The organism is Streptomyces sp. NPDC042002 (assembly GCF_055588305.1).
Window position 1 is genome coordinate 30,862 of sequence record NZ_JBVJCT010000008.1, and the last position, 15,516, is coordinate 46,377.

7 protein-coding genes are annotated in these 15,516 nt (G+C 71.9%); 6 read left to right on the forward strand and 1 reads right to left on the reverse strand.

The genetic code is table 11. The annotated features are described in order from the left end of the window. The first annotated feature begins 159 nt into the window (after window positions 1-159). The 6 genes from ACZ6KY_RS14705 (at window position 160) to ACZ6KY_RS14730 (ending at window position 14,033) form a co-directional block, all read left to right on the forward strand. On the forward strand, window positions 160-3,840 hold the full coding sequence (locus tag ACZ6KY_RS14705; protein ID WP_469310663.1) for a hypothetical protein: 3,681 nt from the start codon (window positions 160-162) through the stop codon (window positions 3,838-3,840). A gap of 15 nt (window positions 3,841-3,855) precedes the next feature. Then, window positions 3,856-4,050, forward strand: coding sequence for a hypothetical protein (locus tag ACZ6KY_RS14710; protein WP_469310664.1), 195 nt, complete (start codon window positions 3,856-3,858; stop codon window positions 4,048-4,050). After that, window positions 4,047-6,338, forward strand: coding sequence for a LamG domain-containing protein (locus tag ACZ6KY_RS14715; RefSeq protein WP_469310665.1), 2,292 nt, complete (start codon window positions 4,047-4,049; stop codon window positions 6,336-6,338). The genes ACZ6KY_RS14710 and ACZ6KY_RS14715 overlap by 4 nt, the downstream gene beginning before the upstream one ends. 119 nt (window positions 6,339-6,457) lie before the next feature. Further along, a complete protein-coding gene (locus ACZ6KY_RS14720) occupies window positions 6,458-7,741 on the forward strand; it encodes a ComEC/Rec2 family competence protein (RefSeq protein WP_469310666.1) in 1,284 nt (427 codons plus the stop codon). A gap of 2 nt (window positions 7,742-7,743) precedes the next feature. Continuing rightward, window positions 7,744-12,213: a DUF6603 domain-containing protein gene (locus ACZ6KY_RS14725; RefSeq protein ID WP_469310667.1), complete on the forward strand. Its 4,470-nt coding sequence runs from the start codon at window positions 7,744-7,746 to the stop codon at window positions 12,211-12,213. Then, a complete protein-coding gene (locus tag ACZ6KY_RS14730; protein WP_469310668.1) occupies window positions 12,210-14,033 on the forward strand; it encodes a hypothetical protein in 1,824 nt (607 codons plus the stop codon). Before ACZ6KY_RS14725 ends, ACZ6KY_RS14730 begins: the two co-directional genes overlap by 4 nt. 383 nt (window positions 14,034-14,416) lie before the next feature. On the opposite strand, the gene ACZ6KY_RS14735 is transcribed toward ACZ6KY_RS14730, so the two are convergent. Then, window positions 14,417-15,349, reverse strand: a complete 933-nt coding sequence (locus tag ACZ6KY_RS14735; RefSeq protein ID WP_469310669.1) for an NB-ARC domain-containing protein — start codon at window positions 15,347-15,349, stop codon at window positions 14,417-14,419. Window positions 15,350-15,516 lie beyond the last annotated feature (167 nt).

Sequence of the window (15,516 nt, forward strand, 5' to 3'; positions counted from 1 at the left end):
ATCGTAGATACGCCGAAAGAGCAGGCGGACCCCTTCACTCGGATTGGGCCGACCCGGCTGCCCGACGCACGGAATGCCCTTCTCTTGCCTGTCTGCTGCCTCGTTGCCGGGCGGGACGGGTGCGCATACTTCGGGACGCCGGGGCTGGGGAGGATCGCAATGGGCAGGCTGCTTGTCGTACCCGTACATCTGGACGCGCTGTGCCTGGCGGGGGAACGCCAGGTCACGGAGCCTTTCACCGACTTCACGCGGTTGCCGTACACGGACTCCGCGGACGGGCACGATCACCAGGCGGACATGCCGTACGTCAGCGAGACGCTGCTGTCGGTGCCGTTCCAGGACCAGGGCTTCCGGCTGAAGGCGGGAGTCCATCTGCACTGGTCGCTGCCGGACGCGCTGACCCGGCTGGCCTCGCGGGACGGGGCGAGCGCGGTACCGGTGGTGCCCAACCGGTGGCTGGTGACCCGCGGCGTAGGCGGTGCCGTGGCGCAGCAGTGGGTGGTGGAGAGCGACTTCCTGTCCGAGGACAACGCGGGCGGAGTGCCCTACCCGTACATCGCGGACCAGATGGACGGGCCCGAACGGCTGCCGTACCGGCTGCTGGGGCGCAGGGTGCCGCTGACCGCCTGGCGTCCTGCGGGGCGCACCACCTCTGCCGACCCGGCGGAACGGACGCGGTATCTGCGGGCGTTGACGGCGGTGGGCTACGGGGAGCCGACGTTCGCGTCGTTCTATCCGCACTGCCACAGCGTGTTCGGGCTGCACGACCCGGCGTTCCAGGGGGTGCCGCCGCAGGACGTGACGTATGACGTGCTGGGCTGGTACGAGGACCCGGGCCAGGACGTGCTGGCGGCCGTGCTGGGGGCGCCGCGAGATGCCGGGACGGGCTGGGCGGAGGTGTTGCGCGCCGCCCTCGGCTGGACGGCGGACGACAGCGGCGCCGAGCCGGACCGGATGGTGTGCTGGGGGCGGATCGTGTTCGCGCCCGGAGCGGGTGGGCCCCAGGACAGCGCGGGTGACGACACGGGTGTGTGGGTCGGCAACACCCCGACGGAGGCACTGGCTGCCCATCTGGGAGCCGTGCTCGGCGACACCGGCTCGGCGCCGGACGACCTGGAGAACCTGCTGGAGGCGCTGGCCTTCGCCGAGGAACTGGAATCGGCCCCGCTGGACGTCGACCTGAAGCTGCTGGAGGCCCGGCACGCCGACACCTTCGGGGCCGTACCGTCCGGGAATCTGTGGACCGTGACGGACGACCGGGCCGGCCAGGCCGCGGACGCCGACCTGACGGCCCTGCCGCGTGCCGCCGGGGCCGCGCTGAACACGCTGAACGCCGCTCAGACGGCCTGCGACCGGGCGGGTGGCGAGCTCACCGGGCTGCGCCAGGAGCTGTACGCCGACTGGTACCGCTACATGCTGTGCGTCTACCCGCCGGACACCAGCCGGGACAGTTACCCGAACCCCGACCAGGTGCTCTTCCACCTGCGGCGCCAGGCCGCCCTCATCACCCGCCGGGCCGCCCGCGCCGAGGCCCTGGGCCAGGACCGCGACGCCGCGCGGGCCGCCGCCGGGGCCGTACTGCCCGACGGCTACGTGCTGCGGTCGGGCCCGGCCCCGCAGTACTACCTGCCGAACGAGCCCGTGGTGCTGCTCACCGGCACGGACGCGACCCCCTCCGACCGCTTCGGGCAGGACGGGTTGCTGGAGTGCCAGGTCGCCGACGGCGGTATCCCCGCCGACGTCGACACCGTACGGGCACTGCGGGACACGATGGCCGCGCTCGCCGAAGGGGCCGCGCACACCCGTGCCTGGGAGACGCAGCCCTGGCATCCGCTCATGCTCCAGTGGGAGGCGGAGTTCTTCCCGGTGGGCCCGAACGGCAACCTCGGCAATCCGGCGGGCCGCGACTTCCACCCCGACTTCATCACCGCCGGCTACACACTGCCGGCCGACCAGGCCGAGCTGCGCCCCCGGGCGGCCGGCGGGGCGGTGCTGGCCAAGGCCGCCAACGTCTACACCGGCGCCGCCGTGCTCTCCCCCTCCGCCCGTCCGCTGCTGGCCGCCCGGATCCTGCGCTACCTGGCCAAGCCGGTGCTGGCCGCGCTGGACGGCACCGTCACCGAGGAGGCGTTCACCGCCGATCCGGAGCCGGCCCTGGACCGTTTCCTGGCGTCCGGCGCGGCCGATCAGCGGGCGGTCACCCTGGTCGCCGTCCACCGCCATCTGGCCGCCCATGAATCGAACAACCTCGCCCAGGCGCTCGGCGGCTTCAACGACGCCCTGCTGATGCGCCGGCTCGCCCGCCAGCTGCCGGTCGCCGACCCGCTGGGCTTCCCCGACCACCGGACGGTGACCGAGACCGAGGTCGCCCCCGCCGTGGCGGGCGAGAGCCGGTACACCCCGCAGCCGCTCAGCGACTTCAACCCCATCAGGGCCGGAGCGATGCGGCTGCTACGGCTCCGTATGGTCGACACGTTCGGCACCGTACGGGACATTCCCGTCGAAACCGTCGGAACGACCAGCCGGTTACGGGTCGACGGGCACCCCGGCTGGGTCGACCTGCCGCCCCGGCTGGCCCAGCCGGCCAGACTGTCGCTGCGCTGGCTGGACGCCGACAGCGACCTGGCCGAGATGAACGCCGTCCCCGCCACCTCGCCCGTGTGCGGCTGGCTGCTCGCCAACCACCTCGACGGCAGTGTGGCCGTGCACGCCGCGGACGGGAGCGCGGTCGGCTCGGTCTACGCCCTGCCGGGCGACCCCGGGCCGACGGGTGTCCCCGCCTTCTGGCAGCCCGCCCCCGGCCGGGCCCCGGTGCCGGTGGACGGCATCGGCAACCCGCACCTGAGGGCGGTCGTGGCCCGGCTGCGCGGCTCGGGGCCGGACGGGGTGGCCGCCTTCCTGGGCTCCCTGGACCAGGCACTGGCCGCCATCGAGCCCGAGGACCACGCGCTCAACCAGAACCGGGCCCTGCTGGTCAGCCGCCCGGTGGCGGTGGCCCGGGCCACGGTGGGCCTGGAACTGGCCGGGCGCCCCGCGGTGCACCAGGACTGGAACGTCTTCAGGCAGGACCTGCGCCGCGGCGGCTGCGAGACCAACGGCTTCACCCAGGTACGTTTCCCTCTCAGACTGGGCGACCACGGACGGCTCGGCGACGGGCTGGTGGGCTACTGGCCGGAGGAACCCGACGGGCGACTCGGCCCGGTGCTGCACTCGGTGACCGACGGGGACGAGACCGAGGACGCGGCGCTGTTCCAGGCGATCGACGCCCCGGCCCAGGCGTTGACCCTGCTGGTCGATCCGCGTGGCGCCGTGCACGCCTGCTGCGGGATCCTCCCGGCGAAGGCGCTGCGCATCCCCGACGCCCACTACCGGGACGCGCTCGCCGCGATGGAGATCGCCTTCCTCACCGCCCCCGTGCTCGGGGACGGTACCGCCGCGGCCCCCGATCTCCCGCTGCCGGCCGAGCCGGGCTTCGTATGGTGCTGGCTGGAGCGTGACGTCCCGTCCGGCACCGGCTGGCTGCGCACCGGCAGCGAGCCGCTGATCGACCGGGCCGCGGTCCTGGCCGCGTTCCCCGGCGAGACGGCCCTGTGGCAGCGGCTGGCCGACGCGGGCTGGCTGGCGCCGCTGGACGACGACACCGCGCTGGTCACCCCCGCCGAACAGCGTCCCCCGCTGCCCACCGCGCTGGCCGGCGACGCCGACGCGCTCACCGCGCTGCTGCAACGGCCCGCGCTGGCCCAACCGCGCCAGGACGCCTCCTTCGCCGCCCGGCCCACCGCCCGGGAGGGCTGGCTGACCCTGCGGCCCCGCCCGACGACGAACGCCAACCGACAGTAGGGACGCACCCCACCCATGCCCGTGACGCCGCCGCCCCAGGACACCGCTCCCCGTATCACCCTCACCCTCGGCCTGGACGAGACCAACCTGGTCCTCGAAGCGCTGGGCCAACTGCCCTTCGCCCGCGTCTACCAGCTGATCGCAGCCGTCCAGGAGCAGGCCCACAAGCAGCTCGCCGACGGACCGGCCGACGGGGGGACCCCGGCATGACCGTCAATCCCATCCTGCACTGGCACCTGGACGAGGTCCTTGCCGCCGACGGCGTCATCGACGCCTCCGACAACCACCTCAACGGCACACCCGAGGGCGCCCCCAAGAGCCTTCCCGACGAGCGCTTCGGCAGCTGCCTGGCACTGGACGGCGCCGCGGACGCCCTGACCCTGGACCGGACCCCCAGGCTGGCACTGACCGCCGGGTACACCGTCGAAGCCTGGATCAACCCCGGTCACTTCCCCGCCAGCCGGGCCGGGATCGCCGGGACCACCGCGCAGGTCTTCTCCCTCGCTCTCGCCGCCGACGGCTCCGTCGACCACGTCAGCGCCGCCGGGGCCGCCACCGCGACCGCCCCGCCCGGCTCCGTACCGTCCGGCGCGTGGACGCACATCGCCGCCACCTCCGACGGGCAGGCGGTGCGTACGTACGTCAACGGCGCCCTCGTCGCCGAACGCCCGCTGCCCACCGGTACCGCCCCCGGGCCGGCCGCCGACGCCCTGGTCGTCGGGCGCTTCGCCCAGGGCCAGGGCCCCGCCGGCCACTACGACGGACGCCTCGTCCACATCAGGGTCTACGACGGCCCGCTCACCGAGGCCGAGATCCGCCTCGACATGGCCGAGGACGAGGCCGAACTGGCCGCGTTCGTCCGCAGCCACCCGGTCGACTTCGAACTGGCCGACCAGGACCAGCACCCGGTCCTGTTCATCGACGACGGACCCTCCGGTCAGCCGATGACGCTGACCGTGAGCAACACATCAAGGCAGGAGTTCACCTTCCGCCCGCTCACCGGTCCCGTCTCGGCCGGCAACCACCACCTGGCGCTGCGGTTCCGTCCACAGACCCTCGCCGCCGGCCCCGAACCGGTGCTCAACGCCCCCGGCTGGCAACTGCTGCGTTCCCCCGACACCAGCACCGGCGGCGACACCCTCTACTTCCTGTGCACCGCCCCCGCCCCGCTCGGCCCCGGCGCGAACCTCACCCTGCCCCTGACGGGCATGAGCGCCGACGGCCGCGGCGGCACCCGCGGCACCCGCGTCGAACTCGGCTACCAGCAGCTGTCCTTCAGCGGCGAGACGGACGAACTCAGCGGCTCCCGGCTGCAGTTCCTGGACATCGTCAACCACCGTGGCCGTACCGACATCCCGCTGCGCGCCGGCTTCTCCGGCGGCAACCGGGTGCTCAGCGACGGCTCCGCCCTCAACACCCTGCGGCTGCGCATCGCCAACACCTCCCATGACGAGCCCATCACCCTCACCGGCACCGGCGACGGGGTGGACGGCGCCTCCGCCATCGTCGTCACCCTCGATGTCGAGCATGCCGGTGAGTCCGACGACTGGGCTCTCCTGACGGCCGGTGCCGCGCCCGCCGCCACCCTCGCCGTCGGGGGCACCTCGGACGCGGTCGCGCTCCCCCTCACCGTCTTCCCCCAGCCCATACGGGAGATCGGCGCCCAGAGTCTCCAGTGGAAGCTGACCGCGTCCCGCACGGTGACCGTGCCGCCCACGGGCTGGCTCGAACTGTCCCTGGGCGGCCTCGTCGCGCCCGCCTCCCTGGGTCAGTCCCAGGTGTACGTCAGCTACGTCAACGTGCCCGGCTACGCCGACGCCTCCACCGCCGTCACCGTGGAGAAGTCACCCCTGCTCTTCTCCGGCCAACGCGCCGGAATCGGCACCACGAACCCGCAGGCCAAACTGCACATCATCGACGCCCCCGGCGCCCCCGACACCGGCAGCCTCGTCCTCGGCCCGACCGACGGCACCAACTCCAACCTGCGGATGGGATACGACACCACCTACAGCTGGATCCAGTCGCACGGCCTCAAACCACTGGCCCTCAACCCCATCGGCAACAACGTCGGCATCGGCACGACAACGCCGCCCAACCCGCTCACCGTCTCGGCCGCCTCCGCCCACCTCCAGCTGCGCCGCGACATCGTCGACGCGCCGGCCGGCAATCTGCTCTTCCTCGAACTCTTCCAGGCCCAGTCGACCACCCAGACCAACCCCAGCATCCGCTTCCACCAGTGGAACTCCTTCTGGCACCGCATCGAGGCCCGTCCCGAGGGCTTCCACCTCAAGACCGGCGACCTGACCAGCGACACCCTGGTGGACCTCTACGCGTCCACGCTCTTCGTCCAGCAACTGAACCTGGACGGGCTGCTGTTGAGGCTGCACGACGCGGAGATCCTCAACCAGCTGTCGTCCGGCGAACTCCAGGTCGAGCTGTACGACTTCGCGCACAGCCGCAGCGGGGGCACCTGGACGCTGAGGCTGGTGGCGCCGTAATGCCGGGCAAACGCCGACGGAAGACAACTGGCGGGTCAGGATCCGAACTCGGCCGGGGCGATGACCTGAAGCGCCGGAGGAAACTCACCCGCGACCAGTGGGAGCAGGGCGCCGCGGCTGTGTCGACGGGCCTGGTGGCCATGGACGTCGAGGGGCCGAAAGGGGCGGTCGGCGCTCTCCAAGTGGTGTTTCTCGATGTCGGCCAGGGCGACTGCACGCTGATCACCACTCCGGCGGGGCGCCGCATCATGATCGACTGCGGGTTCGACGTCAAGAGCGTCACCTACAGCCTGGAAGGGCCGGAGGACACCCCGGAGGCGGCCAAGGAGCGGGTCAACCAGCGCAAACGCCAGACGATGTGGTGTGCCGTCTTCGGCGCCAACGGCTTCCTGGGCCAGGAGAACCACCTGGACGCCCTCGTCCTCACGCATTCCGACGCGGACCACAACAATGCCGTCAGCGACGTACTGGTCGGTGTGACGATCGGCGCCGTGTACCACAGCGGATCCTACGGGGACTATCAACAGCAGACCCGCAACCGCATGGAGGCGGGCATACGGGTCGACGAGAACGACCCCAACGCGGACGCTGCGAGCGGACCTTTCAAACAGGTTTTCTGCCACGGGATTTACGACGAGGACGGCGCGCTCGACGGTGCCGAGGTCTCCATGGACATCCACAAGCACACCGTGAAGTACGGTGAAGAGGACACCCCGACCGACACCATCGACGTCCGCTACGACGACCGGCTGGTGATCTGGCGCGAGCCCGACTGCACCGTGACCATCCTCGCCAGCAACGTATCGCCCGGCACCTACCCGTCCGTCTCGGATGACATCAACGTGGAGATCGACGACGGCGACCGACAGGGCGCGAACACCGGAAGCATCGTCACCCTGGTCGAGGCCCACGGCAAGAAACTGCTCTTCTGCGGCGACGCCACCGTCAGCACCGAGGCGTATCTGGTCGCGCAGCACGAGGACCGCATAACCGCAGTGGACTGGCTGCTGATGCCCCACCACGGAAGCTCCAGCACCTCCTCCACACAGACGTTCATCGAGACCGTGCAACCGCAGAACGTCGTTGTCAGCTCCGGCCGGGAAGCCAGTTCCGTGTACCACCATCCCCGATGGGCGGCGATGCGGCGCTATCTGACGTACTACCACACGGCCCTGGGGCCGACCCGTACCAGCGGGGCGGGCAATCCCGTCGTCTTCTGGGAGCGCGGAACGGGAAGCGAGGACTCACAGGTGAGAATCCCCACCGAGAGCGCGGCACAGGCCGGACTGGGAGCCGGATCCGTCGCTGACTTGCCGAACTACGCCGGGTGCTTTTCCGCCGTGCTGTACTACCCCGTCCGCCAGGCCGGTTTCCTGCTCACCGTACCGGCCGGCGGTGCCTGACCATGACTCCCGAGCAGCTGCGCGCCGCCGTGACCGTCGTGGACGGCCGTCTCGACCTCGCCGTCGGCCAACTGGTGCCCGGCCCGGCAGGGGTGTTCCTGGGACGGCTGCTGCCCGGCGGCAGACTCGTCCTGTCCTCCGTCACCCGCACCGACACCGACACCGGCGTCACAGTCTCCGGCACCGGGACGGCGGCCCCCTTCCTGGGGATGACGGTCGTCGCGCTTCTCACGGCGGACGGCACGGACAGCACGCCCGGCGCGGCCATGATCCTGGACGCGACGGGCGACACCACCTGGTCCTTCGCCGAGAGCTTCCCATCACTGCGGGACTCGCTGTTCGACGACGCGCGGTTCGAGAACCCGTCCCTGCACATCGACACGACGACCGTCACCGACCCGGACGAGGCCGCCGCGACCTTCACCGGAACCCTGGTCATCGGCACCCGGCTCGCCCTGCTCGACCTGGTGTTCGCTGGTGCCGTCCACCGACTCGACGGCACCGTCCAACTGGTCGCCGGACTGCCGGGCTCGGACGCGGTCACCGGCACCGTCCCCTACCTCGTTCTCAACGGCCCCACCGGAAGCAGCGGCGACCTGGGCGTCTTCACCGTCGAGCAACTGCGCTACGAGCTCTACGGGACCCCCCGCTTCAACCTCGCCCTGGCCGACTTCGACGTCCTGTCGTCACTGCTCATCACCGGCGCCATCCCCTTCAACACGACCTCCGGGAACCACGAGGTCGTCCTCACCATGGAGATCACCGGCGGCCGGACCGTACGCCTGGCGGCCGACTTCCGCGATGTCGGGCCGATCTCGCTGGCCGACGCCGCCACGCTGGTCGGCCCGCAGCAGCTGACCGTGCCGTTCGACTTCTCCATCACCTCCCCCGTGGTGCTCACCGATGTACAGGCGCTGCTCACCCCCGGCGGCACCGACCTGGTCACCTTTGTCTGCGTCACTGTGGAGACCGCCGAGCAGTGGACCCTCGGCCCCGGGCTGGTCCTGGAGGAAGTGGACGTCCTGTTCCGGGTGGACCAGCCGCTGTCGCCGCAACGGAAGCTGACGGGCAGCGTCTCCGGGCTGTTCGCCATCGGCGAGAACGGCACGCTTGAACTCGGTGTGTCCTTCCAGGACCGCACCCTGCGGGGTGGGCTGCGGGACGGTGATGGTCCGCTGCACATCCGCGAGGTGTACGAGCAGTTCGTCGGCGGCGACGCCGGCCATCTGCCGGACATCACGGTCAAGACGTTCGGCTTCTTCCTGACCCTGCCCGGCGAAGGACAGCAGCTCGCCTACGGCGGCATGATCACCCTGGACACCGACTGGCAGATCACCACTGACCTCACGCTGACACACGTCGCCTTCACCGTGGACCACCGGGACGCGGCCACCACCTTCGACGCCCTGGCCGACTTCGACATCGCCGGAATACCCGTCCACCTCACCGCCGGCTACGACTCCGCTCCCGGCAAGGGCTGGACCTTCGCCGGGGAGACCGGTCGGGGCATCACCATCCCCATCGGCGGCATCGCCGACGACCTCGCCGGGCGCTATGCCGGTCTCGCCCTCCCCGCACCGCTGGCCGGGCTGACCGTGCAGAACCTCGGCGTCCGCTACAGCACCGGCACCGGCGCCCTGTTCGTCACCGCCGAGGTCACCCTCCCCATCGACAAGTCGACCAGACTGGTCCTCACCGTCACCATCGACACCGCCGAACGGCGCTACAGCGGCGACTTCACCGTCACCGTCGACGGCAGGGACTACGAGTTCACCGTCCGGTTCGCCGACAGCCCCGACGCCCAGCGGTTCGTCGCCACCTACCGCCACGGCACCGGCACCGGCCCGGTGCCCACCCTCAGCCAACTGGTCGGCGCGCTGTCACCGGCGGCCGCTCAGTACATACCCGAGGGCGTCACCGTCGACCTGAAGGACGCCCTGTTCGCCTTCGACAAGACCGGACTCACCAGTGTCTACGTCCTGGGCGCCGACCTCGCCGTCACCGTCGACCTGGCGAACCTGCCGCTGGTCGGCGAGCGGTTCGCCGGAGACGGCGGGACCTTCGGCGTGGACCCGCTGCGGCTGCTCGCCGTGTCGGGACCGCTGCCGATGGCGGAAGCCACCGCGCTGAACAGCCTGCTGCCGCAGGAGGTGGCCCCGCTGCCCGCTGCCGCGGACCTGGCGGCCGGCTTCACCGCCGACGCGGTGCTGAAGCTGGGCGAGATCACCCAGCCGCTGAGCCTGCCCGCGCCCGGCACCGGCACCGGCCAGAGCCCCGCACCCACACCCGCTCCCGTTCCCGTTCCCGGGCAGCCGAAGGCCACCGACGACAACGTGGTCTGGTACAAGGTGCAGCGCACCTTCGGACCGGTCACCTTCCAGCGCGTCGGCTTCGCCTACCAGCGCCCGCCCGGCGGCTCCGCCAAACTGGCGTTCCTGCTGGACGCCTCACTGAACGTGGCCGGGCTGGCGCTCACGCTCGACGGCCTCGCGGTCGGCATCGACCTCTCCGACCCGGCCGGCGGGCCGCAGTTCGCGCTGCGCGGCCTCGGGGTGTCGTACAGCTCGGGCGAGGTGGAGATCAGCGGCGCGTTCCTCGCCGACACGATCACCTACCAGGGCCGTGAACTGCCTTCCTACAGCGGCAAGGCGGTGCTGCGGACCAAGACCTTCTCGCTCGGCGCGCTGGGCTCGTACGTCCAACTGCCCGAAGGTCCCTCGCTGTTCGTGTACGCCTTCCTTGACTACCCGATCGGCGGACCGCCGGTCTTCTTCGTCGAGGGGCTGGCCGCCGGGTTCGGCTACAACCGGCGCTTCATCGCCCCGGACGTGGCCGCTGTCGCGACCTTCCCGCTGGTCGCCGAGGCCGCCGGGACACAGGCACCCGGGGCGCTGGCAGACGAACTGAGGGCGCTGCAGGACTATCTGCCGCCGTCGGCGGGTGACTTCTTCCTGGCGATCGGCGTGCACTTCAGCTCGTTCCGGATGATCGACTCGGTGCTGCTGCTGTCGGTGGGTTTCGGTCACCGCTTCGAGGTCAACCTGCTGGGGCTGTCCACCCTGGTCCTGCCGTCGCCGGACGCGGTGAAGGCAGGGGCGACACCGCTGGCGCAGGTGCAGTTGGCGCTGCGCGCCACACTCGTGCCTGACGAGGGGTACTTCGCACTGCGGGCCCAACTGACCGAGAGCTCCTATCTGTTGTCCCGGGACTGCCGGTTGACCGGCGGTTTCGCGTTCCAGGTGTGGTTCGGCGACGACCACAACGGCGACTTCGTGCTCAGCGTCGGCGGATACCACCCGCGCTTCACCGTCCCCGCCCACTATCCGGCGGTCCCCAGGCTGGGATTCAACTGGCAGGTCACACCACAACTGGCGATGAAGGGCTCGGCGTACTTCGCGCTGACCCCGTCGGCCCTGATGGCGGGCGGCAGTTTCAGCGCGACCTTTGACGACGGGTCGCTCAAGGCGTGGTTCAGCGCGTCGATGGACTTCCTGATCGGCTGGAGCCCGTACCACTACGAGGCGGACTTCTGGGCGAACATCGGGGCGTCGTACACCTTCAGCTTCTTCGGTACGCACACCGTCTCGGCCCAGGTCGGGGCCCAGGTGAGCCTGTGGGGACCGGAGTTCACCGGGCGGGCCGCGATCGACATCGGCATCTGCTCCTTCACCCTGGCCTTCGGGACGGGGGACTCCGCCGGGCCTCAGCCGATCGACTGGGCGGGGTTCCGGAAGGCGTTCCTGCCCGCGGCCGACGACGCCATGGTCACCGTGGTGCTCCAGGACGGGGCGAGCGGTCCCGGTGGGGCGGACCCGGGCGACCTGGGTACCGTCAACCCACTGGAGCTGGTGCTGCGCACCGATTCGGTCATCCCCAGCCGCGACGCCTACCGGGGCCCGGCGCAGGGCGGCCAGGCGCTGGACACCACGGGCGCGGCGACCGCCTTCGGGATCGCACCGCTGGGCCGGGACCGCAGCCATCCGGTGGCGGCCACCCAGCGCGTCGAGATCCGTCGGACCGACGGCAGCCGGGCCGACGACGGCTTCCGCTACGAGCCGGTGACCAAGAACCTTCCGGCGGCCATGTGGGGGGACCGGCTGCGGCCGTCCGTGACCGATCCACCGCTGGTCGGCAACCTGCTGACGGGCTATACGATCCGGCCGCTGCCGCCGGCCGAACCGGCCGCGGCACCATATCTGCCGCGCGACGTGCTGCGCGCCGCCACGGCGCTGGAAACCCAGCAGGACGCCTACCGCTGGGTGGTCCGGCAGCCGTTCACTCCGGACGGGCGGGACGCGCCGGCCCGCAGGCAGGCGATAGCCGACACCATCACGGCGCCCGGGACGGCCGCGGTGCGGTCGGCCGTGGCGGCGGCGGTTCTGGCCGACGCCACCGGTGACGACGCGCTGGACCTCGGTGGGTTCGACGCGGCCGGGTTCCTGGTCGTACCGCAGGTGGGAATGGAGCCGTGAGCGCGATGACACCGGACCGGACACTGTTCGTCGACTACCAACTGGCCTCGCTGGCAGCCGGGGACTACCGGGTCACGGTCACCCAGACCATCGGCGTCGACCCCAAGGCGTACACCTCGACCCGGACCTTCTCCGTCGCCGGGGAGCGGTTCGCGCTGCCGCCGGCGCTGGTCGAGGCGGCCTTCCCGCCGGACGGCAGCCTCGGCGACCACAGCCACGTCCTGCCGCACCTGGTGCTCAGCCGTTCCAGCCTGCCGTGGGAGCGCGGTCCGGAGGCGGTACGGGGCCCTGGCGCGCCGCTGCCATGGCTGGCGTTGCTGCTCTTCGCCGGGGACGAACAGCCCGAGCCGAAGGTCATGCCCCTGTCGGCGGCGGCGGGCACCCCGGACGCGTATTTCCCGGCGCCCGCCGCGCTCCCGGCCGACGACGACCCCAAGGTGACGGTCATCGACGTGCCCCGGGCGCTGCTGGCCGACCTGCTGCCCACGCGTGCCGAACTGCCCCTGCTGGCACATGTGCGGCGCGGCGACGGGGACACCCCGGACGGCGCGGTGGTGGTAGGCAAGCGGCTGCCGCCGGCCGGCACGTCGAGCAGCGTGCATCTGGTCTCGCTGGAGGGACGGTTCCCGGCGGGCAAGGACTTCGACCTGGGGCCGGGCGGGCCGGGCTCCCTGGTCCGCCTGATCTCGCTGGCCGGGTGGCGGTTCGCCTGTCTCGACGAGGCGGAGACCTTCGGCAGACTGGTGGCCCGGCTCACCGACTCCGGGAGCCCGCTGCGGCTGCCGGACAGCGGCGAGGAGCACGCCGACACGTTTCTGCGGCAGGGTTACGTTCCGATGCGGCACCGGTTGCGCGGTGGCGGCCGGTCGGTGGCCTGGTACCGGGGCCCGTTCGCCACGGGCCCGGCCGCCGCGGGGCCCGACCCGGACCAGGGTCCGGCCCGGGCAGCCGACGAGCTGCTGCGCTACCACCCAGGCGTCGGAATGTTCGACGTCAGCCATGCCGCGGCCTGGGAGGCCGGACGGCTGCTCGCGCTGCACAGCACGGGCTTCGCCGGCGCGTTGTACGAGTGGAAGCGCCGCCGCGACCAGGCCGAGAAGCGCACCGTGGCGGCCGCGCACCCCCTGGCCGTCGCGCATATCGACGACGCGCTTCCGGCGGGCGTCATCGACTGGCTGACGGGTCTCTCCCGCCTCGATGGTGTCCCCTTCGGCTATCTGGTCCCCGACGAGCGGCTGCTGCCGGTGGAGACCGTACGGTTCTTCCACCTCGACCAGGAGTGGACGCGTCACCTGGTGGACGGCGCCTACAGCCTCGGCAGGGTGGGCTCCGCCGACGCCGAGCTCGACGCGGCGCATCCTCTGCCGTTGGACTATCCCCTGATCACCGGTGCGCTGATCCGCTCGGACGTGGTCTCCGGCTATCCGGGGCTGCTGGTCGACGGCTATGCCGATCCGGCCGGGACGCAGACGCTGACGCCGGTACGGGTGGAACGGTTGGCGCCGAGCGTCCTGCTGTGCCTGTACCGGGGTGACCTGGGCCGTCTCGACATCCACCAGCAGCCGGAATCCCTGCACTTCGGGGTCGAGCCGCAGCCCGGGGGCAGCTTCACCAAGCGGCTGCGGGGCCTGGCCGACACCGCCCCCGACGCCGGCGAGTTGGAGCCTGTGCCGCTCGGCCCGCGCGGGACGGTGCCGGTGCGGCTGCTGGCCGACGCGATGGCGACGCGGCTGGGCGTGGGCCCGGCGGCGTTCACGGCGGGGGCGTTGGCCCGGCAGATGATGGAGACGGGCGAGCGGGTCACGTTCCTGCGAGGGTGATCCGGGCGGACTTTCCCGCGCCTCGCATCGCGTCCGGGGTCGGTGCCGGAGCGTGCGGCCTCGGTACCGCCTCGCAGCGGCCCGGCTGGGGACTGTTCGGCCAGGAGATCCTCGCCGGGGGCAATTCCTAGGGGCGGGGCCGGGCGTCCTATCCCCGCCGAGGATTCTCAGAGGGGCGGCCGAGTGTCATGTTCTCGCCGGGGATTCCCAGCGGGACCGCTCGGGAGTCCTGTTCGCGCCGGGGATTCCCAGACGGGCGGGCCGGGAGCCCTGTTCGCGCCGGAGATTCCCAGACGGGCGGGCCGGGTCTCCTGTTCTCGCCGGGATCCTGTCGCACGTTCCTCGTGCCGGGATCCCGGCTGTGATCTCTGAGCGCCCGTACCTCACCCCTGCGGCGCCGTCCCCCGGGCGTCCGCCGCCACCAGGCCCACGTCGACCGCGGACAGCGGAAGCGTCGGGTGCGTCAGGGCGGCCTCGGCGGCGGCGCGCAGCGGGAGCGGCAGCCGACCGCACCGTTCGGCGAGGGCGGTGGCACCGTGGCTGTCGGCGCCGACCCGGTCCCCGACGAGGGTGCGCAGCAGGCGCAGCGCGTCACCGGGCGGCAGCGGGCCGAGCCCGATGCGGTGCGCCCCGTACCGGACGACCAGATCCGCGAGGCGGCCCCGGCTGGTGGCGAGCACGGGGCAACGCGGGGTGCCGGGGAGCAGTGGCCGTATCTGGTCCGCCGACGCGATGTCGTCCAGCACCACCAGCATGCGGCGCCCGGCAAGCAGGGTGCGGTAGCGGGCCGCCCGCTCGTCCGGCGCCTGGGGCATGTCGTCGCCGGGTACGCCGAGGGCGCGCAGAAAGGCGGCGAGTACGTCGGTGGTGGCCGGGCCCGCGCCGGGTGCGGAGCCGTGCAGGTCGGCGTAGAGCTGCCCGTCGGGGAAGGCGTCGCGTACCCGGTGGCCCCAGTGCACGGCCAGCGCCGTCTTGCCGACTCCGGCGGGACCGCACAGCAGGCAGATCGCGGTGGCGGTGGCCAAGTGGTCGTCCAGGGCTAACAGTTCGACGCTGCGGCCGGTGAACGCGGGTACGTCGGGCAGCAGTTGGGCGGGCACCGCCTTGGGAGCCGGGGCCGGCGGCGGCTGGCTGGTCAGGTCGGCCAGCGCCGTGACGACCAGACGCCGGGTGTGCGCCCGACCGGCGCGTCCTGCTTCCAGGTTGCGTATCGTGCGCACCGACACGGCGGCCTGTACGGCGAGTTCCTCCTGGGTCAGCAGGGCTGCCGCACGGCGCGACCGGACCCACAAGGCGAATTCCTCGTCGGTTGACACGGATTCCCCGGCGTCGAACGGCACCCCGCCACCTCCCCGGAATCTCCCCGGAATCTCCCCTGGTCCGGTCTTGATCGTACGGACAACAGCCCCTCCCGCGCGCCTGGTTGGGGCGGGGCGCGGGGCGGGCTACCAGGCCTTTGTCAGGCCTTTGCCGTTCAGTTGAT

What these genes read in the sequence shown, in the direction of transcription:
- ACZ6KY_RS14705 (WP_469310663.1), top strand. Translation starts at nt 160, where the DNA reads ATGGGCAGGCTGCTTGTCGTACCCGTACATCTGGACGCGCTGTGCCTG.
- ACZ6KY_RS14710 (WP_469310664.1), top strand. Translation starts at nt 3,856, where the DNA reads ATGCCCGTGACGCCGCCGCCCCAGGACACCGCTCCCCGTATCACCCTC.
- ACZ6KY_RS14715 (WP_469310665.1), top strand. Translation starts at nt 4,047, where the DNA reads ATGACCGTCAATCCCATCCTGCACTGGCACCTGGACGAGGTCCTTGCC.
- ACZ6KY_RS14725 (WP_469310667.1), top strand. Translation starts at nt 7,744, where the DNA reads ATGACTCCCGAGCAGCTGCGCGCCGCCGTGACCGTCGTGGACGGCCGT.